Origin of the sequence: Streptomyces sp. NPDC058534 (genome assembly GCF_042717365.1) — a bacterium.
Lineage (GTDB): Bacteria > Actinomycetota > Actinomycetes > Streptomycetales > Streptomycetaceae > Streptomyces.
Window position 1 is genome coordinate 1 of record NZ_JBHXNW010000035.1, and the last position, 19,759, is coordinate 19,759.

The following is a 19,759-nucleotide window of genomic DNA, read 5'->3' on the forward strand; positions in this document are numbered from 1 at the left end:
GCAACGCGCGCCCGGGGATGATTTCGGGAGCGGGAGAAGACCCGAGGTCCCCCGGGGCCCCGGGGTGGGCGAGCCATTTGGCGCCCCGGGTCGTAAGGGGCGTCCGCCGTGGCGGACGCCCCTTACTCGTGCCTGTGGCGTCAGGAACGGCGCGCCGCACCCATGGCGCGGGTGAACGTCGCCGGATCCTCCTCGAAGCCGTGCACCCCGGCCCGGAACTCCCACGCCCCGGTCTCGTCCCGGACGAACTCCGCGACCGTCGCCGCGGTGGCGCCGAGGACACCGGTGAAGTCGTCCGCGGCCAGGTCCGTGTAACCCTCCCGGATGCGCAGTCCCGGGTTGGTCACGTCGGCGAAGGTCCGGTCCTCGGCACGCTGCTGTATGGCGACGCCCACCACTACGCGTGCGTACCGGGCGTCGAGCCGCTCCAGTTCGAGCGTCATGACCTCGTCGAAGCCGAAGCCCTTGCCGTCCTTGCTGTCCCGGTTGAGATAGATGGTGCCGTCGGGGGAGCGGCTGTCGAAGTGCACGACGTAGGAGGGATCGCCGTACGGATCCTCCGCCGGATACGTCCCGGCGACGAGGTCCAGGTCGGCGGGTGGCTGTCCCGCCGGACTCGGGTCCCACCGCAGCGCGATCTCGACCTTGCCCGTCCCCTTGCTGAGGCCGTTCACAGACTTCCCCTTCCCAGGTCCCCCGCCCTGCCCGGCGACCTGAACTGCCGAGCGGTGACGGCCGGTTGTCCATCCTGCCACGCACAGCGACGCAAGTGGGGCGAGCGGTCCGCCGGAGCGTGACCGGTGCCACGTTCTCTGGCCTTACCATGGCGCGGTGCTGGTCAAGTGGATTCGCTGCACCGTGGTGGACCGCCGCGGTTTCGAGCGGGGGCAGCGGAAGTGGGCGGGGCTTCCGGGGGAGCCGGGATTTCGGGGACAAGGGGGCGGCTGGAGCCGGCGGCGTCCGGACGTGGCACACGTCTTCGCGTTCTGGGAGAGCCGTGCCTTCTACGACTCCTTCATGGCCCGTTCCCACGACCGGCTGGCCTCCGCCCAGGTGGGTACCTTCAAGGACGCCCGGGTCAGGCTCTTCGACTACCGCTTCGACGTGAAGACGGGCTTCGAACCGCGCTTCACCGACGCCGACCTGCTGCGGGTGGCGCTCTGCCGGGTCCACGAGGAGCGGGCCGAGCACTACGTCCTCATGCAGGAGAAGGTCTGGAACCCCGCGATGGCCGGCTCGCCCGGCATGGTCCGCGGCCTGTTCGGCGAGGCTCCGGGGCACGAGTACCTCGTACTGTCCATGTGGCGGTCGGCGGCCGAGCACGGCAAGTACCGCACCGAGCGCGTCGAACGGCTCGCCCTGCGCGCCCGGACGGAGGCCGACATCGCGGCGCTGACCGGGGCCATCGTGCAGATGGAACCCACCTGGACGATCTGAGATCCGAACCCGCCGTCCCGCCGCCGGGGTGTGGAAACTGTGTGACGTACGCCGTACGGCGCCCGTACGAGTGCTTGGTTCCGCCCGACTCGATCTAGGGTGCTGGCATGGCACGACCACGGCGCATCGTTCTTGTCCGGCACGGCGAATCGACCGGAAACGTCGATGACACCGTGTACGAGCGCGAGCCCGACCACGCGCTGGCCCTCACCGACCGGGGCCGGGTGCAGGCGGAGGAGACCGGCAAGGAGCTGCGCGACGTCTTCGGCCGCGAGCGGGTCAGCGTGTACGTCTCCCCGTACCGCCGGACGCACGAGACGCTCCGCGCCTTCCACCTGGACCCCGGACTGATACGGATACGGGAGGAGCCCCGGCTGCGCGAGCAGGACTGGGGCAACTGGCAGGACCGCGACGACGTACGCCTGCAGAAGGCCTATCGCGACGCCTATGGCCACTTCTTCTACCGCTTCGCCCAGGGTGAGTCCGGCGCCGACGTGTACGACCGGGTCGGCGGCTTCCTGGAGAGCCTCTTCCGCAGCTTCGAGGACCCCGACCATCCGCCGAACGTGCTGCTGGTGACCCATGGACTGGCCATGCGGCTGTTCTGCATGCGGTGGTTCCACTGGACGGTCGCGGAGTTCGAGTCCCTGTCGAACCCCGGGAACGCCGAGATGCGGATGCTCGTTCTCGGGGAGGGCGGCAAGTACACCCTTGACCGGCCCTTCGAACGCTGGCGAGATCCGGAACCGTACGGGATCACCGGATAGAGTGGCAGGGCGATGACCGCTCATTCATCTCCTGACGGGCGCCTGGACCGGGCCCTGTCCAGCCTGCGCGGACTGTCCGTGGGCGACGCGCTGGGCTCCCAGTTCTTCGTGCCCGCGAACTATCCGCTGCTGAAGCGCCGCGAGCTGCCGCCCGGCATCTGGCAGTGGACGGACGACACGGAGATGGCCTGCTCCGTGGTCTCCGTCCTGGCCACCCACCAGCGCGTCGACCAGGACGTACTGGCACTCTCCTTCGCCCACCACCACGACTTCGACCGCGGCTACGGCCCCGCGGTCAACCGGCTGCTGCGGCTGGTCCGCGAGGGCGGCGACTGGCGCGAGCTGGCCGCCGCCCTGTTCAACGGCCAGGGCTCCTGGGGCAACGGGGCCGCGATGCGCATCGCCCCGCTGGGCGCCTGGTACGCGGACGACCCGGAACAGGCGACCCACCAGGCCGAGATCTCCGCCTACCCCACGCATCAGCACCGCGAGGCGGTGGTCGGCGCCATGGCGGTCGCCGCGGCCGCCGCACTGGCCGCGGACCCGGCCGGACCGCCCAAGGCGCACGTGCTCCTCGACGGGGTGATCGCCCTGGTGCCCAAGAGCGCGGTGGGCGCCGGACTCCGGCGGGCCCGGGACATGCTGGACTACGGCGACGCGGCCACGGTCGCGGCGGTCCTCGGCTGCGGCAGGCGTACGACCGCGCACGACACGGTGCCCTTCGCCCTCTGGTCCGCCGCCCGAGCCCTCGGGGACTACGAGACGGCCTTCTGGACGACCGCCCAGGTCGGCGGGGACGTGGACACGACCTGCGCGATCGTGGGCGGAGTGATCGCGGCCGGCGAGGCGGGCGCGCCCCCGGCCGAGTGGGCGGGACGGGTCGAGGAACTGCCCGAGTGGATGGCCGCGCGCCCCTAGTCGACTCTCCGTACACGGCGGGAACTCTCCGTGACGGTCCGTGCGTTGTCGAGACATCCGCTGTGCGCGGTGCCGGCTCCGCACGGGGCCGGGAAAGTCACGAGGGGGTGGGACATGGGCGCGCTCGCGCTGCCGACCGGACGCCGACGGGGCGGGTACCGGGAGCCGGCTCCGACGCCTCCCAGTACCCGCCCCCGCCGGGCCGCATGCTCAGCCGACTCCCGGACCGGCGGAGCCGGACAGGGCCTCCAAGTCGCTCTTGCGGACCCGGATCACCAGCCACGCCGTGGCCAGGGCGAGTACGGCCATCGCCGCGGCCGGGATGAAGGCCGCCGAGATGCCCTGCGCCAAGACGTCGTGCCCCCACGGCGCCGGCAACTGCTGCGTCTGGGCGAACTCGGCCTTCTGCTCCGGCGAGCCGTTGGTGAGGAAGTCCGGCACCTGCTTCTCCGCCTCGTCCCGGCCGGCCGTGCCGAAGACCGTGGTCAGGATGGCCAGGCCGATCGATCCGCCCACCTGCTGCATGGCGTTGAGCAGGCCGGACGCCGCGCCTGCCTCGTGCTGGGCGACCCCGGAGACCGCGGTCAGCGTCAGCGTCACGAAGTTCAGCCCCATGCCGAAGCCGAAGATCAGCATCGGCCCCAGCACGCCGCCGGCATAGGAGCTGTCGGAGCTGATGAGGGCCTGCCAGCCGAGTCCGACCGCGGCGAGCGCCGAGCCCACGACCATGAACGGCTTCGGTCCGAAGACCGGCAGGAACCGCTGCGAGATCCCCGCGCCGAGCGCGATCACCACCGTGACCGGCAGGAAGGCCAGACCCGCCTCGATGGGGGTGTAGCCCAGCACGTTCTGGACGAACAGCACGATGTAGAAGAACATGCCGAACATCGCCGCGGCCAGGCTGAGCATGATCACGTACGTGCCCGAGCGGTTGCGGTCGGCGAACATCCGCAGCGGGGTGATCGGCTCCTTGGCGCGCGATTCGATGAACGCGAAGGACAGCAGCAGTACCACGGCCGCCACGAAGGAACCGATGGTCAGGCTGTCCCGCCAGCCTTCGTCCGCGGCGCGGATGAAGCCGTAGACGAGGGACGCCATGCCCGCGGTCGAGGTCACCGCCCCGGCGATGTCGAAGCGGCCGGAGTGCCGCTCGGACTCACTGATGTACATCGGGGTGAGCACCGCGATCAGCACGCCGATCGGCACGTTGACGAAGAGCACCCAGCGCCAGTCCAGCCATTCGGTGAGCATGCCGCCGGCCAGCAGACCGATGGCGCCACCACCCGCGGACACGGCCGCGAAGACGCCGAAGGCCCGGTTGCGTTCCGGGCCCTCGGGGAAGGTGGTGGTTATGAGGGCGAGCGACGTGGGCGAGGCGATCGCGCCTCCCACACCTTGCAGGACGCGCGCCGCCAGCAGCTGCCAGGGTTCCTGGGCGAAGCCGCCGAGCAGCGAGGCGAAGGTGAACAGCAGGATGCCGGTCATGAAGACCCGGCGCCTGCCGAGGATGTCACCGGCTCGGCCACCGAGCAGGAGCAGGCCGCCGAAGGTGAGCGTGTAGGCGCTGACGACCCAGGTGAGGTCGGTGGTGCTGAACTTGAGCGCGTCTTGAATGTGCGGGAGTGCGATGTTCACAATCGTCGCGTCGAGTACCACCATGAGCTGGCAGGCCGCGATGACGGTGAGCGCGATGCCGGGATGCCCCTCCCGGCGGGCCGCTCCCGGCTTCTGGTCTCGGATCAGAGAAGAGGTTGTCACTGTGTGTCCCCCACGAATCACTTAGTGAACGCCCGCGTTCACTGTTGCGCCAACGTTAGTGACTCCCCGACAGTGAACGCAACCGTTCACTTGTGGCGTCGTCGTGTGTCCCGTCCCCCCTTGTGGCCGCGCGGCGCTTCCCCCGCCCCCGAAAACCCGCTGTACCCGCTTACTGGAGACCCGCGACATGGTTGCTTCGAACTGGGCGGCCGCCTCCGCCCAGACGTCCTCGCGGCGGCGCGGTGCCGTCCTCGAACGCGCGATCCTCGACGCCGCGCTGGAGCAACTCGGCACCGTCGGCTGGAACGGCCTCACGATGGAGGGCGTCGCCGCGGGCGCCCAGACCGGCAAGGCGGCGGTCTACCGGCGCTGGGCGTCCAAGGAGGACCTGGTCGCCGACGCGCTGCGCTCCGGGCTGCCGCGCTTCGACACGGTGCCCGACCTCGGGAGCGTGCGCGAGGACCTCCTGGCGCTGTGCCGCAGAGCGCGCGACGCGATGTACTCCCGGCCGGGGTTCGCCCTTCGCTCGGTCATTCACGAATGCGACAGCGTGCAGGCCGAGCGCTTCCACACGGTGATCCTCAAGGGTGTGGTCGAGCCGACCCTCGAGATGCTCCGCGAGGTCATCAACCGCGGAATAGAGCGGGGAGAGGTCAGGCGCGACGCGGCCAACGGATACGTCTTCGACGCCATCCCGGCGATGATGATGTACCGCTCCAAGATTTGTGCAAGTGAATGGCCGGACCTGGAGCTCGAGGAAATGATCGACCAGTTGATGGTCCCGCTGCTGCGGCCCGACGGCGCCTGATCCTCGCCTTCGAGGGCTCCGGGCGCATTCGGGGAACCGGGGTGTCGCCGGGGGTTCCCAGCGGCGTACGCTAGGTGCGCCATGCCGTACGAACCACCCACTCACACCGTCGAGCGCTCCCTTCGCGCCACGACCGGAGCGAAGATCATTGCCGGTGTCGACGAGGTGGGGCGCGGTGCGTGGGCCGGTCCCGTGACCGTCTGCGCCGCGATCACCGGACTGCGCCGGCCCCCGGTCGGCCTCACCGACTCCAAGCTGCTCACCATCAAGCGACGCACCGAACTCGCCGTCGAGTTGCGGACCTGGGTGACGTCCTACGCCCTGGGTCACGCCTCTCCCGAGGAGATCGACGCCATGGGGATGACCGCCGCGCTGCGACTGGCGGCGGTTCGTGCCCTGGAGACCCTGCCGGTCCGCCCCGACGCCGTCATCCTCGACGGCAAGCATGACTATCTCGGGGCGCCTTGGCGGGTCCGTACGGTGATCAAAGGTGACCAGTCCTGCGTGGCCGTCGCGGCGGCTTCGGTCCTGGCCAAGGTCCAGCGCGACAAAATGATGGCCGAACTGGGCATCGACCATGCAGACTTCGCCTTCGCGGACAACGCCGGGTATCCGTCACCCGTACACCGGGCCGCACTGGAGGAGCGGGGGCCCACCCCGTACCACCGGTTGTCGTGGGCGTATCTTGATGCGCTGCCCCAGTGGCGGCACCTCAAGAAGGTCCGCAGGTGGGTGGAGGGAAGCGTTCCGGAAATCGAGGGTCAGCTCGGATTCGATTTCTGACGGTTCCGCTCGCAGGCATGTGCCACCCGCCGACGCGAGCCGCACCAACGTTTGATAAATATCAGCTCATGCCTCTCATTCCCGAGGAGCCTCAGATTCACGAGAAGGCCCAGGGTCCCCGCGCCACTCCGGCCAGCGGCCGCACCGCGCCGACCCCTCGCCCCGTACCCGGCCCCCGTCCCGCGGCTCCGCCGCGCCCCGGCCGTCCCGGCCCGGTGCGACCGACCGCGCCGGCGCAACGCGCGCCACGCGACACGACCACCACCAAGCCCGGACCCCCGGGTCCGGCAGCCCCGGCCGCTCCGGCGTCCGCCCAAGCCGCTCCGTCCGCCCAAGCCGCTCCGGTGGCGGACGCGGCCACCGTCGCGGCTCCGCAGCTCCAGCTGCTCCCAGCCACCCCCGACGGCGCGCTCGACGCCGCCGAAGAGGCCGTGGACCTGCTGCTGGACTCCGGTCGGACCCCCGGTGACGTGCTGGTGATCACCACCGGCGAACCGCATCCGTGGGCCGCCCACGAACTGTCCTTCGGCGATGCTTCCTACTGGGCGCAGCACGACGCGGGTGACGACGTCTTCTACGCGGACGCCGCCGTCGCGGACCGTGCGGCGTCGCGGGCCGTGGTCGTGGTCGCGGTCAACGGCGGCCCCGAAGCGGCTGCCGTCGGCGCCCTTGGCGTGGCCCACACCCGGGCCGGCGCCCTGCTGATCGTCTGCGGGGACCCGCAGCGGATCAACTCGGTGCTGGGCGCGGGCGTCTGAGCCGCTTCCGTCGCGTGCGGCGGACGTCGTTCAGGGGTACTGGCACGGCGGTCGCTTCGGCGTGCGCCGTGCGCCGTGCTTCCGTCCTTGGGCTGACCGGGGTTGTGCCGGTGCGGACCGCCGTGGTCGTACCTACTCGGTGCAGGTGCCGCGCACCGCGGCGGTAACACCGCGGTTCACCGTGGTGTGTCCGTGGCGCTCAGCGAGCCGCCGCGCGGCGCAGTACCTCCGAGGCGACACCGCCGGTGCGGGGTGGCGGGGGCGGCGTCTCCGACGTGGCGAAGGGCTCCGGCGCCGACGCCGCGTTGGGCCGGCGCCCGCCGCGGCCCTCGCCGAGGACCTGCCAGCCGTCCCGGGTCAGCGTGATGTACGCGCCGCAGCGCAGCCCGTGCAGTGTGCAGGCGTCCCGCAACCCCCACATCCACGCGCCGTCCTCCTCCGTCCAACGCGCGTCGCCGTCACGGCAGTAGAGCAGCACGGCGGTGCGCACCGGCGTGCGGCGGCGCAGATCGTGCGGGATGACCCGGCGCAACTGCGAGAGCAGCGCGTTGCGGAACATCCAGCCGTCCGCCGGCGACCGGCGGCTGGTGAACGAGGCGCTGGCGCGCAGCCGTTCGTCCGGATCGAGTACGGCCACGATCGCGGTCGCCGGCCTGGGGCGGTGCCGGGAGTGGAGGCCGCTGACGACCTCCCGCGGATTGCGCAGCAGCGGGATTCCGGCGGCGGCCCACTCCGCCGGTTCGAGCAGGCGAGTGGCGGAGGCGGCGGGCGAGGAAAACGAGGCGGCCGAGGACGGAGCGAATCCGAAGGTCACGTTCCTCCCTTCGGCTACGCGCCCACACTGCGGGCAGGGGTCGGATTCGGGGAGCGCGCACCGCAGTGAAGCCCTGCCGGATCACGGCTGGGCCGTGCGGGGAGCGGACTTCAATTCTTCCTGTCGAACTGGGATGCGGCAACGAGCAATTGGGACCGACGACCGTTATCGGCTGTTGCGCGTCCTATATCCCTACCCGGAGTGCCGCCGGGTGACGCCTGGGACGCGGCAGGCGCGCGGCGCGCGCGATCACCCGGGCACTCCCCGGGAAGGGTGCCCAGGCGCTCCCGTCGGGAACCGTGCCACGCGGGGTGATCACCCCTGCACCGCCAGGACGAGCGGCAGCACCCCCTTGGCGCCGGCGCGGCGGAGCAGCCGGGCGGCCACCGCGAGGGTCCAACCGGTCTCGGTGCAGTCGTCCACGAGGAGAACCGGGCCGTCCAGCCCGCTGAGGGTCGCGCCGAGGGCCGGCGGCACCGTCAGCGCACCGTCCAGCGCCTTGAGCCGCTGCGCGCTGTTGCTGCGGGAGCCGCCGCGCGCCTCACCCGCGTACTCGACCGAACCGAGCAGCGGCAGCCTGCCGATCTCGGCGATGCGGGTACCGAGGGAGTGGATCAGCTTAGGCCGCCCGCGTGAGGCGACGGTCACCACGCCGACGGGCCGTGGCTGGGCGTCGGCCGCGCCCGGGGCCCAGCCACCGGGCCCCTTCGCCCAGTCGGCCAGTACCGTCACGACGGCCTGGGCGACATCGTCCGGCACCGGACCGTCCGGCGCCTGGGCCGCGAGCATCGGCCGCAGCCGGTTGCCCCAGCCGATGTCGGACAGGCGGCCCAGCGCTCTGCCCGGCGCCGCCTGTTCCGCCGCCGGAATCCGGCCCTTCAGGTCGACGCCGATCGCTGGAAGCCCGGTCGGCCACATGCGGCGCGGCTCCACCTCGACGCCGGCCCGCACCAGGTCGACCCGCGCGGCGTCGAGGGAGTCGGTGGAGGTGTCGACGGTGAAACGCGGGCCCGCGCAGTTGTCGCACTGGCCGCAGGGCTTCGCGCCCTCGTCGTCCAACTGCCGTTGCAGGAACTCCATCCGGCACTCGGCCGTCGCGGCGTAGTCGCGCATCGACTGCTGCTCGGCCTTCCGCTGGCGTGCGACCCAGTCGTAGCGCTCCGCGTCGTACGTCCAGGGTTGCCCGGTCGCGATCCAGCCCCCCTTGACCCGCTTGACCGCCCCGTCCACGTCGAGGACCTTCAGCATGGTCTCCAGGCGGGACCGGCGCAGCTCCACCAACGGCTCCAGCGCGGGCAGCGACAGCGGACGCTCCGCGCCCGCGAGGATGTCGAGCGTGCGGCGCACCAGGTCCTCCGACGGGAAGGCCAGTGAGGCGAAGTACTGCCAGATCGCCTCGTCCTCCCTCCCGGGCAGCAGGAGCACCTCGGCGTGCTCGACACCGCGCCCCGCGCGGCCGACCTGCTGGTAGTACGCGATGGGGGAGGACGGCGAGCCCAGGTGCACCACGAAACCCAGGTCGGGCTTGTCGAAGCCCATGCCGAGCGCCGAGGTGGCCACCAGCGCCTTGACCCGGTTGGCGAGCAGGTCGTCCTCGGCCTGCTGCCGGTCCGCGTTCTCCGTCTTGCCGGTGTAGGAGGCGACGGTGTGGCCGCGCTGCCGCAGGAAGGCGGTGACCTCCTCGGCGGCTGCCACGGTGAGCGTGTAGATGATCCCGGAACCCGGGAGCCGGTCGAGGTGGTCGGCGAGCCAGGCCATCCGGTGCGCGGCGTCGGCCAGCCGCAGCACACCCAGACTGAGGCTCTCCCGGTCCAGCGAACCGCGCAGCACCAGGGCGTCGGACGTGCCACCCGTGCCGAGCTGCTCCGCCACGTCGGCGGTCACGCGCGCGTTGGCCGTGGCCGTGGTCGCCAGGACGGGGACGCCCGGCGGGAGGTCGGTGAGCATGGTGCGCAGCCGCCGGTAGTCGGGGCGGAAGTCGTGGCCCCAGTCGGAGATGCAGTGGGCCTCGTCCACCACGAGCAGTCCGGTCGCGGCGGAGAGCTTGGGCAGTACCTGGTCGCGGAAGTCCGGGTTGTTGAGCCGCTCGGGGCTCACGAGGAGTACGTCGACCTCGCCCGCCGCGATCTCGTCCTGGACCGTGTCCCACTCCTCGGTGTTGGAGGAGTTGATGGTCCGGGCGCGGATGCCGGCCCGGGCCGCGGCCTCGACCTGGTTGCGCATCAGCGCGAGCAGCGGGGAGACGATCACCGTGGGCCCGGCGCCCCGGTCACGCAGCAGAGCGGTCGCCACGAAGTACACCGCGGACTTGCCCCAGCCCGTGCGCTGGACGACCAGGGCCCGGCGCCGGTCGGCGACCAGCGCCTCGATCGCCCGCCACTGGTCCTCCCGCAGCCGGGCGCCGCCTGAGGCGTCCCCGACGAGACGGGCGAGGACCGTGTCGGCCGCTGTCCGCAGATCCGCGTTGCTCGTGTGCTCCATGCGTTCCATACAACAGGACGGGACTGACAAGCGGGCGGGCTGTGGACGAGAGCGAGGCGGAGGGGGCGCCTCGGCATCCCGAAGGTGACGTGTCCCTGATCGGAGTTATCCACAGGGCAAAGCGGAACTTGCCGATCCGCGAGATCGTCGGGCCATGACGAACCACAGCGAAACGACCGGACCCTCCGAGGACGGTGACATCCCGCGCCCCGAGCAGCCGAGCCACAAGGCCCGGACCTCGTTTGAGGGCCCCGGTGAGGAGCACCAGGTCACTCTGCGCACCCCCGCCGAACTGGCCGACGCTCTGCCCTATCTCCTCGGCTACCGCCCGGAGGACAGCATCGTCCTGGCCGCCCTGCGGGACAGGGAGGGGCGCGGCCGTTTCGGCGGCCGGGCGCGGCTCGGCATCCCCGCGAGCCCGGACGACTGGGCGTGCGCGGCCGGACAGTTGGTCCACGGCCTGGTCACCGGCAGCGAGCGCCGAGGCGTCCGTCCCGAGCAGATGGTCGCCTACCTCTGTCAGGAGCCGGCGCGGGGCGAGACCGGTCGAGACGTGATGGAGCGACTGCGACCACTCGCCCAGCACTTGCGCGTCGAGTGCGGCACGCTCGACGTACCCGTGGTCGAGGCGCTGTGCATCTCGGCCGGACGCTTCTGGTCGTACTGCTGCGACGACGAGGCGTGCTGCCCGGCCGAGGGCCTGCCCATGGGGCTGCCGGGGACCTCGGTGCTGGCCGCGGCGGCCACCTACGCCGGTATCCAGGTGCGCGGCTCGCTGAGCGACCTGCGGGCCAGGCTGCTGCCCGGGGAGAACGCGGCGGCGGACGAACAGACCGCCGCCCTGGATGCCGCCGCCACGACTCTGGTCGCCCGGATCCTCGACACCGACGGCCGCTCAGAGGTGGCCCGGGAGACGCTGGAGACGGCGGAGCGGGTCATGCGCCGGCTCGCCGCCGCCCCGCCGGTGTCCGGCATGCCGGCCGAGGATCTGCGCGACGACCACCTGCTCGGGCACGACGAGGCGGCGGCCTTGATCCTCGGCCTCCAGGACCGCACGACCCGCGACCGCGCGGCCGGGTGGATGGAGGGCGACGAGGCGGCACCCGCACTGCGCCTCTGGCGGGCCCTCGCCCGTCGCTGCGTCGGACCGTACGGCGAACACGCGGCCGCGCCGCTCACCCTCGCGGGCTGGGTCGCCTGGTCCATCGGTGACGAACTGGAGGCACGCGAGGCCCTGGCCATGGCACTCGGCGCGGATTCCGACTACCTCTTCGCCCGGCTCCTGCACCAGGCGTGCAACGAGGGCTTGGATCCCGAGTCGATCCGCCGCTGCCTGCGCGCGGAGCGCGAGGACCGTGACGGCACGGAAGTCAGCAGCTCCGACGACGGCGAGCGGAACGGCGCGACCGGTCCCCGAGGGCCGGGCGAGCCGTCACCCGCTGCGCAGCCACCCTCCGGCCGTCGGCGTCGCACGCGGTCCCTCACCTCGGCGGACGGCACCCGGCGCCGTGCGAAGGCGCAGAACCGGGAGCCGAGGCCGGACATCGCGCGCCCCCGCACCTCGGCGAGGGCTGAACGCCCTGGAGCCGGGCGGACGGGCCGGACGCGTTCGCGTACCCCGGGGACCCCGGGCACGGGTCGAAACGGCCGCCTCGCCGACGGGGCAAGCGCCAGGGAGCACGGACGCGAAGGAGGCGGCGAATGATGGTGAAGCGGAGGTCGCAAGGGGAGCCTGACCTGGCATGACATGGCACCGCCCAACGATCGGGAGGCGGCGGTGAGGTACGTGACGGACTGATGTGGATCAGCGTGCGAAGCGGTTGGTGAAGGGAGTGTTTATCGTCAGGCAGACGACTATGATCGCCGCATGCCCTACGACCCGTCAGCCTTTCCGCCCTTCGCCGTCACTGTGGACCTGGTCGTGCTGACCGTGCGACGCCACTCCCTGTGCGCGTTGGCGGTGCGCAGGGGGGAGCCGCCGTTCCAGGGCCGCTGGGCCCTTCCCGGAGGCTTCGTACGGGCGGACGAGGATCTGGCGCAGGCGGCGGCGCGCGAGCTCGCCGAGGAGACGGGGCTGCGCGTCCATGACCCGGCCGCGCCCACCCAGGACAACGGTGCCCACCTGGAGCAGCTCGCCACCTACGGCGACCCCGAGCGTGACCCCCGGATGCGCGTGGTCAGTGTCGCCCACCTCGCGCTCGCCCCCGACCTGCCCGCACCGCGCGCGGGCGGCGACGCCAGCAACGCGCGCTGGGCGCCGGTCGAGGAAATGCTGGAACAGAGCGGCTACGGCCGTGTCGGCGAGCCGTTGGCACCGCTCGCCTTCGACCACGCCCAGATCCTGGCGGACGGGGTGGAGCGGGCCCGCTCCAAGATCGAGTACTCCTCGCTGGCGACCGCGTTCTGCCCGCCCGAGTTCACCGTCGGCGAGCTGCGCCGCGTCTACGAGGCGGTGTGGAGCGTGGCCCTCGACCCGCGGAACTTCCACCGCAAAGTGACGGGCACGCCCGGATTCCTCGTCCCCACCGGGGGCACGACCACCCGCCAGGGCGGCCGTCCCGCCCAACTCTTCCGGGCGGGCGGCGCGACGCTCCTCAACCCCCCGATGCTGCGTCCCGAGGTGTGAGGGTTTCCTCGCCCTCGATAGGCCCTGCGGTGCCCGAAAAACCGGATATGGCACGCTATCTTGCTGCGGGTGATCCAGGCCTTCGGACTGACCAGTGACCCCCGCACGGAGCTTCCGCCCGCCGTCGACGACGTCTCCTTCGAAGTGCGCGCGGGCCGCGTCACCGCACTGCTCGGAGCGTCGGGCGCCGGCAAGACGACAGCGCTCAGACTGATGCTCGAACTGCAACACGGTCGTGGTCTCACCTACTTCAGAGGCCGCCCCCTGCACCGCATCGCCCACCCCTCGCGCGAGGTCGGCGTACTGCTCGGAGACGTTCCCGGACATCCGGCCCGCACCGTGCGCGGCCACCTCCGCATGCTGTGCGCGGCGGCGGGTGTCCCGGTCCAGCGGGCGGACGAAGTCATGGAGTCGGTCGGACTCGTGAGCCTGCGCGACGAACGCCTCGGTACCCTCTCCCGGGGTATGGACCGCCGCCTCGGACTGGCCTGCGCGCTGGTCCCCGACCCGCACACCCTGGTGTTCGACGACCCCGTGGGCGCACTCTCCGTGCGCGAGGCCCGCTGGCTGCTCGGTGCCCTGCGCGCGCACGCCGTCCAGGGCGGCACCGTCCTGTTCAGCACCGCGGACCCCAAGGAGGCCGCGCGTGCCGCCGACCACGTCGTGACGTTGGAACAGGGCAGGGTCGTAGCCGACCAGGAGGCGGCGGACTTCTCCCGCACCCGGCTGCGCCCACGCGTCGCCGTCCGCAGCCCCCACGCCGCGCGCCTCGGCGCCCTGCTGGCCCAAGAGGCCCGCTCGGCACGCCGCTCCGTCGAGGTCGTACGCGAGGGCGGCAACCGGCTCGCGGTGTACGGCAGCACGTGCGCGGACATCGGCGAGACCGCCTTCCGGCACGGGATCCTCGTACACCAACTGGCGGACGAGATCGGCGACATGGGCCCTGGCGCCGGTGCCGGTGCCGGTGCCGGTGCCGGTGCCGGTGCAGGGGCCGGTGCCAGTGGCGGTGCCTGTGCCGATGCCGAGGCCGGCGCGGTCGTTCCCCCGGCTCGGCACTGGGCGGCGGACGGCGAGCGGGCACCGGCCCCCCGCAGGCCGACCGTCACCCGGCCCTCACCCACGGGCCCACCGCGCCCGACCGCCACCGACCCGCCGACGACCGATCCATCGGCGGTCGATTCTGCTGCGATCGATCCTGATGCGACCGGACCCTCAGCGGTCGAACTACCGGGGACCGATCCTGCGGCGACCGACCCACCAGCACCCGAGCCACCGGCGGTCGAACTACCAGCGACCACGATGCCGGCGACGGATCCACCGGCGACCACGATGCCGGCGACGGATCCACCGGCGCCCGATCCCTCGTCGCCCGATCCCTCGACGTCCGCTCACCTCTGGCCCCCCGGCAACCACGGCCCACAGGCGCACGCCCCCACGTCGCCCGCCTCCGACCCCTCCCGCGCCGACGCCCCACAGCCGCCCCCGGGCGACTATCGCACCGTCACCAGCGGCGACCAGGCATCCTCCACCCGCGACGACCAGGCGTCCGCGGCCGGAGACCGGCGCCTCGAAGCCGCCGAGCCCACCGCCGTCGAAGCTCCCGCGGCTCCTGCGCCTCCCGACCCCACCGGCCGCCCCCGGCCCACCCAGCGCGCGGACGCCGCCCTCACCCCCGGCACGGCGGCGGTCCGGGAGGCGGCGTCCACGCTTCCGCCGCCCATCTCCGTGCGCTCCGCCCCCAGCCCACTCCGTCCACTCCGTTACGAGATCCGCCGTGCGGTCGGCATCAGCACCGGGTTCGTCATCGGCGCCGTCGTGCTCGTCGTGTCCGCCGTCATGGCCGTGGTCCTCGCGCGGGTCGGCCACACCCCGCAGGCGCGGCTCCTGGCCGCGTGGCCGCGGGGTGTGCCCTTGCCGCCCGCGGCGCTCGGCGCGGGACTGCTCGGCGCGCTCGCCTTCGGCGACGAGTTCCGTCACCCCGCCCTGGCGGCGGACCGCGGCACCGTGCCGCGCAGACTGGGGCTGCTGACCGCGAAACTGCTCGTGTCGGCCGCCGTCGCACTCGTGCTGGCCGCCCTGACGGCCGGCTGCAACGCCGAAGTGCTCCATCTGTTCTACGGACGAGAGCTCGCGCGAATTCCAGCCGACTGGTCCGCGCTGGGCGCCGGTTGGGCCGGGCTCGTCGTCGGGTGCGCCTGGTCCGGTGTGCTCGCCGCGGGCCTCTTCCGTTCCACGACGGCCGGACTCGCCGCGGTGGTCGCCGTTCCGGTCCTCGTCGTGCCCCTCGTACAGAAGGTCTGGGAGGGTCCGGACGTACGGACCGCGGCCGGCCTTCCATTGCGGGTGCGCGAGGTCCTCCTGACGCAGTGGCCGTTCGGGGGCGAGCGCTATGTGGCAGAGGTTCTGCGCGTCGTCGTCCAACCGGTGGGCGGCGCAATGACGTTGTCGCTTACGGCTCTGCTCTGCGCCTTCCTGCTCACGACCCTGCGCAGCAGGGTCCGGTGACGGTCGTCTCGCTCTTCCGGTCCGACCCTGCGCGCAACTCCCCGAGGAAAGCCCATTTCTTTCCGATAAGGCGTCAATTGCGACGGGGTGAGCGATCACCCTTTCGTGTGCTTTTCACCAAAGACCTCAAGGGAGTTGGGAACGGCGCCGACAAAGGATGCGTGAGTACCCTTGCGCACACCATGATGACCGCCGCCCGCTCCGCCGACTCCGGCCTCGCGAACCCGGGCGAACTCGACCGCTACCCCTACGCCGAGACGCCCGCCGTCGACCGCGTCGGGACGCCTTCCTGGGAAGGGGTGGAACCCGAGCTGGGGCGCGTGGGCCGGCGCACCGCGGGCAACCGTGGCCGCGGACTGCACGGGCAACTCGTCCAGCAGCTTGGCCAGATGATCGTTTCGGGTGACCTCGGTGCCGACCGCCCGCTGGTGCCCGAGGAGATCGGCCAGCGTTTCGAGGTGTCCCGCACCGTGGTCCGAGAGTCCCTCCGGGTGCTGGAGGCCAAGGGCCTGGTCAGTGCGCGCCCGAACGTGGGCACGCGCGTGCGCCCCGTGAGCGACTGGAACCTCCTCGACCCCGACATCATCGAATGGCGTGCCTTCGGGCCGCAGCGCGACGACCAGCGCCGCGAGCTGAGCGAGCTGCGCTGGACGATCGAGCCGCTCGCCGCGCGCTTGGCCGCCGGGCACGGGCGCGAGGACGTCCAGCAGCGCCTGTCGGACATGGTCGGGATCATGGGCCACGCCATGGCGCAGGGTGACGCGCTCACCTTCTCGCGTGCCGACGCCGAGTTCCACACACTGCTCATCCAGGTCGCCGGGAACCGCATGCTGGACCACCTCTCAGGCATCGTCTCCGCCGCCCTCCATGTCTCCGGCGGCCCGGTCACGGGCTGTGACCGGCCGAACGACGCGTCGCTGGCCCAGCACGGCAGGATCGTCGACGCCCTCGCCGCGGGCGACGGCGCGGCGGCCGAGGCGGCCATGCGTCAGCTTCTGACCGTCCACCCCGAGGTGGAACGCGTGGTGCCCGCCCCGCGCGAGCACTGACCGCGTCCCGCCGGAATGGCGCGGTCCGGACACGCCAAACCCCTCCTGTGGCAGTGACCGGACGAACGCCGCCACCGTCGGACCCCGTGGAGTCCTCCGTGACGCCACGGGGTCCGACCGTGTGATGAGAGGCTGAGCCTCCCCGCTCGATCGGGTCGTGTGAGTTGATGACCTTGTTTATGCGTGTCTGACCGATTTTGATTGCTTACGGGGTGTGACTCGGGCCACGCGGATTGGGCGTAACGCTCCCGGGAACAACACGATGACCTAAGAGGTGACAGCCGCGGAGGGAATACGGGCGCCGTTCAGGGCGCTGTGCATCTCCCCCGGCGCCGCCCGTACCGTCGGCCCATCCCCAAGCCGGTGGTCGGCTCCAGTCCGCCGTGGACGGGGCCGGAAGCCGTTTTCCAACGTTCCGAGAGGTTGTTCGTGTCGGCCAGCACATCCCGTACGCTCCCGCCGGAGATCGCCGAGTCCGTCTCTGTCATGGCGCTCATTGAGCGGGGAAAGGCTGAGGGGCAGATCGCCGGCGACGACGTGCGTCGGGCCTTCGAAGCTGACCAGATTCCGGCCACTCAGTGGAAGAACGTACTGCGCAGCCTCAACCAGATCCTCGAGGAAGAGGGTGTGACGCTGATGGTCAGTGCCGCAGAGCCCAAGCGCACCCGAAAGAGCGTCGCAGCGAAGAGCCCCGCCAAGCGCACCGCCACGAAGGCGGTCGCGGCGAAGGCGGTGCCCGGCAGGAAGGCCGCCGCTCCCGCCACCCCGACGGCGCCCGCCCCCGAGCCCGCCGTCGAGGAAGAGGTGGAGGCGTCCGCCAAGAAGGCGGCGGCCAAGAAGACGACCGCCAAGAAGACGGCGGCCAAGAAGACCACCGCCAAGAAGACGGCGGCCAAGAAGACCACCGCCAAGAAGGAAGACGGCGAGCTTCCCGAGGACGAGGCGATCGAGGAGCCGAAGGCCGCGACGGAGGAGCCCGAAGGCACCGAGAACGCGGGCTTCGTGCTGTCCGACGACGACGAGGACGACGCTCCGGCCCAGCAGGTCGCCGCCGCCGGTGCCACCGCCGACCCGGTCAAGGACTACCTGAAGCAGATCGGCAAGGTCCCCCTGCTCAACGCCGAGCAGGAGGTCGAGCTCGCCAAGCGCATCGAGGCCGGTCTGTTCGCCGAGGACAAGCTGGCGAACTCCGACAAGCTCGCGCCCAAGCTCAAGCGTGAGCTGGAGATCATCGCCGAGGACGGTCGCCGCGCCAAGAACCACCTCCTGGAGGCCAACCTCCGTCTGGTGGTCTCCCTGGCCAAGCGCTACACCGGCCGTGGCATGCTGTTCCTGGACCTCATCCAGGAGGGCAACCTCGGTCTGATCCGCGCGGTGGAGAAGTTCGACTACACCAAGGGCTACAAGTTCTCCACGTACGCCACCTGGTGGATCCGTCAGGCGATCACCCGCGCGATGGCCGACCAGGCCCGCACCATCCGTATCCCGGTGCACATGGTCGAGGTCATCAACAAGCTGGCCCGTGTGCAGCGCCAGATGCTCCAGGACCTGGGCCGCGAGCCCACTCCGGAGGAGCTGGCCAAGGAACTCGACATGACCCCGGAGAAGGTCATCGAGGTCCAGAAGTACGGTCGCGAGCCCATCTCGCTGCACACCCCACTGGGCGAGGACGGCGACAGCGAGTTCGGTGACCTCATCGAGGACTCCGAGGCGGTCGTCCCGGCCGACGCGGTCAGCTTCACCCTCCTGCAGGAGCAGCTGCACTCCGTTCTCGACACCCTGTCCGAGCGCGAGGCAGGCGTCGTCTCCATGCGCTTCGGTCTCACCGACGGTCAGCCGAAGACCCTCGACGAGATCGGCAAGGTGTACGGCGTCACGCGCGAGCGCATCCGCCAGATCGAGTCCAAGACCATGTCGAAGCTGCGTCACCCGTCGCGCTCCCAGGTGCTGCGCGACTACCTCGACTAGGACTCGTCGTACGAGCGACAAGGCCCGGTTCCGGCACAGCGGAACCGGGCCTTCGCGTTGATCAGCGGGTGCGTGTCACGGCGCACTGGATCACTCTGGGTGTCCCACGACCACCTAGGAGTGAGGAGTCTGCATGCGTCGCCTCTTTGCCCGGGCACTGGCCCGGCCGCTGGTCCTGGCGGCCGCGGCGACCGCGATACCGCTGGGATCCGCCGCCCCCGCGTCCGCCGACAGCATCGTCGTCGGGGGCTTCCCGGTCGAAGTCTCCGACAGCCCCTGGACTGTCGCCCTGTCCAGCCGTGACCGGTTCGGAGGTGCGCGGGCGGGACAGTTCTGCGGGGGAGTGGCCGTCGGCCGGACCACCGTACTCACGGCGGCCCACTGCCTGGGGGAGGAGGTGCTCGGGTCGCCGCCGGAGCAGGTGGACGACCTGTTGGTCATCGCCGGCCGGACGGACCTGCTGTCGGATCAGGGCCAGGAGATCCGCGTCCGCGCCGTCTGGGTCAACCCGGGTCACGACGACGCCAGCAACGCCGGCGACTTCGCGGTACTCACCCTCTCCGAAGCCCTTCCCGCCGGCTCGGTCATAGGGATGGCGGCCGAGGGCGACCCGGCCTACGCACCGGACACGGGAGCACTCGTGTACGGCTGGGGGGACGCCTCGGGGGCCGGGGACTACGCGAACGGCCTGCGGGCGGCACGCGTGCGTGTACTCCCCGACGCGCGCTGCCGGCGGGCGTACCCGGGGAGTGACGACGGGCGCTACCTCGCCGGCAGCATGCTCTGCGCGGGCGAGGACGCCGGGGGGCGCGACGCCTGCCAGGGGGACAGCGGGGGGCCGCTGGTCGGCCAGGGCAGGCTCATCGGCCTGGTGTCCTGGGGGAGCGGCTGCGGGCGCCCGGGCAGTCCCGGGGTGTACACGCGCGTCTCCTCGATGCTGCGGACACTGGGCTGGGACACCGCCGCCGCGGTACAGCGCGAGGGAGCCTGACGGCCGCTGAGGGGCCCTTTCGGGCACGAGCACGGGCGGGGCGCCCCCCGGGGGCCGGGCGGCCCCCCCGGCCCACCCCGGAGGCCGACGCGGGGC

General features: G+C 71.8%; 16 protein-coding genes. 12 read left to right on the top strand and 4 right to left on the bottom strand.

What is annotated here, in order from left to right; genetic code table 11:
• Positions 1 to 140: 140 nt before the first annotated feature.
• Positions 141 to 674: a TerD family protein gene (locus ACFWR9_RS21835; protein WP_383844736.1), complete on the bottom strand. Its 534-nt coding sequence runs from the start codon at positions 672 to 674 to the stop codon at positions 141 to 143.
• 157 nt (positions 675 to 831) lie between these two features.
• Here ACFWR9_RS21835 and ACFWR9_RS21840 point away from each other — a divergent pair, with 157 nt between their 5' ends.
• The 3 genes from ACFWR9_RS21840 (at position 832) to ACFWR9_RS21850 (ending at position 3,122) form a co-directional block, all read left to right on the top strand.
• The gene (locus ACFWR9_RS21840) at positions 832 to 1,437 is read left to right on the top strand and encodes a YdbC family protein (RefSeq protein ID WP_383844738.1); all 606 of its coding nucleotides are present in this window, start codon (positions 832 to 834) and stop codon (positions 1,435 to 1,437) included.
• A 107-nt stretch (positions 1,438 to 1,544) separates the two neighbouring features.
• Entirely contained in the window at positions 1,545 to 2,204 is a 660-nt protein-coding gene (locus ACFWR9_RS21845; RefSeq protein ID WP_383844741.1) for a histidine phosphatase family protein, read from the top strand.
• A gap of 12 nt (positions 2,205 to 2,216) precedes the next feature.
• A complete protein-coding gene (locus tag ACFWR9_RS21850; RefSeq protein ID WP_383844743.1) occupies positions 2,217 to 3,122 on the top strand; it encodes an ADP-ribosylglycohydrolase family protein in 906 nt (301 codons plus the stop codon).
• A 210-nt stretch (positions 3,123 to 3,332) separates the two neighbouring features.
• Here the strand turns inward: ACFWR9_RS21850 and ACFWR9_RS21855 are convergent, their stop codons facing one another.
• Positions 3,333 to 4,880 (bottom strand): MFS transporter, encoded by a 1,548-nt coding sequence (locus tag ACFWR9_RS21855; RefSeq protein ID WP_383844746.1) that lies wholly within the window; start codon positions 4,878 to 4,880, stop codon positions 3,333 to 3,335.
• A gap of 187 nt (positions 4,881 to 5,067) precedes the next feature.
• Here ACFWR9_RS21855 and ACFWR9_RS21860 point away from each other — a divergent pair, with 187 nt between their 5' ends.
• From ACFWR9_RS21860 to ACFWR9_RS21870, 3 genes are all read left to right on the top strand, one after another.
• A complete protein-coding gene (locus ACFWR9_RS21860) occupies positions 5,068 to 5,688 on the top strand; it encodes a TetR/AcrR family transcriptional regulator (RefSeq protein WP_383844749.1) in 621 nt (206 codons plus the stop codon).
• Between the two features lie 81 nt (positions 5,689 to 5,769).
• On the top strand, positions 5,770 to 6,471 hold the full coding sequence (locus ACFWR9_RS21865) for a ribonuclease HII (protein WP_383844752.1): 702 nt from the start codon (positions 5,770 to 5,772) through the stop codon (positions 6,469 to 6,471).
• Between the two features lie 68 nt (positions 6,472 to 6,539).
• On the top strand, positions 6,540 to 7,229 hold the full coding sequence (locus ACFWR9_RS21870; RefSeq protein ID WP_383844755.1) for a hypothetical protein: 690 nt from the start codon (positions 6,540 to 6,542) through the stop codon (positions 7,227 to 7,229).
• A gap of 199 nt (positions 7,230 to 7,428) precedes the next feature.
• Here the strand turns inward: ACFWR9_RS21870 and ACFWR9_RS21875 are convergent, their stop codons facing one another.
• Complete coding sequence (locus ACFWR9_RS21875; RefSeq protein ID WP_383844758.1) at positions 7,429 to 8,043, bottom strand: hypothetical protein; 615 nt, start codon at positions 8,041 to 8,043, stop codon at positions 7,429 to 7,431.
• Between the two features lie 315 nt (positions 8,044 to 8,358).
• Positions 8,359 to 10,524, bottom strand: coding sequence for a RecQ family ATP-dependent DNA helicase (locus tag ACFWR9_RS21880; protein WP_383844761.1), 2,166 nt, complete (start codon positions 10,522 to 10,524; stop codon positions 8,359 to 8,361).
• Between the two features lie 154 nt (positions 10,525 to 10,678).
• Between ACFWR9_RS21880 and ACFWR9_RS21885 the strand changes: the two genes are divergently transcribed.
• The 6 genes from ACFWR9_RS21885 (at position 10,679) to ACFWR9_RS21910 (ending at position 19,663) form a co-directional block, all read left to right on the top strand.
• Entirely contained in the window at positions 10,679 to 12,229 is a 1,551-nt protein-coding gene (locus ACFWR9_RS21885) for a DUF4192 domain-containing protein (RefSeq protein WP_383844764.1), read from the top strand.
• Between the two features lie 162 nt (positions 12,230 to 12,391).
• Entirely contained in the window at positions 12,392 to 13,150 is a 759-nt protein-coding gene (locus ACFWR9_RS21890; protein ID WP_383844767.1) for an NUDIX domain-containing protein, read from the top strand.
• A 69-nt stretch (positions 13,151 to 13,219) separates the two neighbouring features.
• Positions 13,220 to 15,655 carry an ATP-binding cassette domain-containing protein gene (locus ACFWR9_RS21895; RefSeq protein WP_383844770.1) on the top strand — a complete coding sequence of 812 codons (2,436 nt, stop codon included), beginning with the start codon at positions 13,220 to 13,222 and terminating at the stop codon, positions 15,653 to 15,655.
• Between the two features lie 161 nt (positions 15,656 to 15,816).
• Positions 15,817 to 16,704 (top strand): sporulation transcriptional regulator WhiH, encoded by an 888-nt coding sequence (whiH, locus tag ACFWR9_RS21900; protein WP_383844773.1) that lies wholly within the window; start codon positions 15,817 to 15,819, stop codon positions 16,702 to 16,704.
• 429 nt (positions 16,705 to 17,133) lie between these two features.
• Positions 17,134 to 18,672: an RNA polymerase sigma factor gene (locus ACFWR9_RS21905; RefSeq protein WP_383844776.1), complete on the top strand. Its 1,539-nt coding sequence runs from the start codon at positions 17,134 to 17,136 to the stop codon at positions 18,670 to 18,672.
• Between the two features lie 133 nt (positions 18,673 to 18,805).
• A complete protein-coding gene (locus ACFWR9_RS21910) occupies positions 18,806 to 19,663 on the top strand; it encodes a S1 family peptidase (RefSeq protein ID WP_383844779.1) in 858 nt (285 codons plus the stop codon).
• Positions 19,664 to 19,759 lie beyond the last annotated feature (96 nt).

Excerpts from the sequence above, each read along its gene's own strand:
- ACFWR9_RS21845 (WP_383844741.1), top strand. The coding sequence starts at position 1,545 with ATGGCACGACCACGGCGCATCGTTCTTGTCCGGCACGGCGAATCGACC.
- ACFWR9_RS21850 (WP_383844743.1), top strand. The coding sequence starts at position 2,217 with ATGACCGCTCATTCATCTCCTGACGGGCGCCTGGACCGGGCCCTGTCC.
- ACFWR9_RS21860 (WP_383844749.1), top strand. The coding sequence starts at position 5,068 with ATGGTTGCTTCGAACTGGGCGGCCGCCTCCGCCCAGACGTCCTCGCGG.
- ACFWR9_RS21865 (WP_383844752.1), top strand. The coding sequence starts at position 5,770 with ATGCCGTACGAACCACCCACTCACACCGTCGAGCGCTCCCTTCGCGCC.
- ACFWR9_RS21870 (WP_383844755.1), top strand. The coding sequence starts at position 6,540 with ATGCCTCTCATTCCCGAGGAGCCTCAGATTCACGAGAAGGCCCAGGGT.
- ACFWR9_RS21880 (WP_383844761.1), bottom strand. The coding sequence starts at position 10,524 with ATGGAGCACACGAGCAACGCGGATCTGCGGACAGCGGCCGACACGGTC.
- ACFWR9_RS21885 (WP_383844764.1), top strand. The coding sequence starts at position 10,679 with ATGACGAACCACAGCGAAACGACCGGACCCTCCGAGGACGGTGACATC.
- ACFWR9_RS21890 (WP_383844767.1), top strand. The coding sequence starts at position 12,392 with ATGCCCTACGACCCGTCAGCCTTTCCGCCCTTCGCCGTCACTGTGGAC.
- ACFWR9_RS21910 (WP_383844779.1), top strand. The coding sequence starts at position 18,806 with ATGCGTCGCCTCTTTGCCCGGGCACTGGCCCGGCCGCTGGTCCTGGCG.